The organism is Alcanivorax sp. HI0044 (genome assembly GCF_001634945.1).
In genome coordinates, this window is record NZ_LWEZ01000505.1 from 1 (window position 1) to 878 (window position 878).

The following is an 878-nucleotide window of genomic DNA, read 5'->3' on the forward strand; positions in this document are numbered from 1 at the left end:
GCGCAGGAAACGGAGCATCCGGAATCGGAGGGAGACACCGCGCCTGGGCCGGCGCTGGGTGAGCATCACGCCGCCCATGGCAGTGATGAAGACCCGAAACCCTTGCATCGGGGGCGGCGGCGTCTGAAAGAAACCTACACCAGCCATTGGGATCTGGACTATATGCCCCGTGATGAGTTGGAAGAGGTGCTGTCCGGCGAGGTCGACAAGCCCGCCAGCGATGATGGCAAATAGAGCGCTGAATGAAGTGTCATCGTGGGATGCACTGATGAGCAGGCTGCAGGGTTTGTCTCACTAGTTAGCCTTGTCGATCGCCGGATGCTGGACGAAAAATGCTTATATTCAAAATCTGAAAATCGCTGGCGATTGCATGCGCCGCAAAGCCGTCAGCTATCTTTAGCTTGTTTTGCGTCTGAGGAGGTATTCAGGCGTGTATAGACATCCTGAAGAAGGTGGTCTCCAGCCAGATTGCGGAAATTATCGTCGTTCATTAGCCGGCTAAAAATTTCTTCGTTACCTTCCATTCGCTCGATGAAAAGCCCTTCCAGCATCTTGTTGAAGACGTAGGAAAAATTTTCCAGTGTATTGGCCTGAGCCGCTTCGCGCAGGGTATCGTTCTCCAGGGCTGATTCGGTGATCTGATCGAAAAAGAGCTGGTCGGCGGGGGTGAACTCAGTCCCGAATCGCTCGTTCAGTTTGCTGATCAGAGTGGAGAGCTCCACTTTGTCTTCCTTGGCACGGCCAGTGCCAACCTCGGTGGGGCCGTAAAGAGGTTCGGGTTCGCCAATACCAAGGTCAATGGCGCCTTCGCTGATTTTCTGCAAGCGGTAATATTTCAGTGAGACCTCATCCTCCAGCTCGAAAGGGCTTTCTTCGGC

The 878-nt window shown here is 54.0% G+C and carries 1 protein-coding gene and 1 pseudogene; one reads left to right on the forward strand and one right to left on the reverse strand.

The window, feature by feature from the left end; translation table 11 throughout:
• On the forward strand, positions 1-234 hold a 234-nt coding region (locus A3730_RS31155; RefSeq protein WP_063537714.1), incomplete at its 5' end, for a hypothetical protein.
• Between the two features lie 152 nt (positions 235-386).
• Here A3730_RS31155 and A3730_RS31160 read toward each other — a convergent pair.
• A pseudogene (locus A3730_RS31160) lies at positions 387-878 on the reverse strand (type I restriction endonuclease subunit R); the annotation flags it as partial.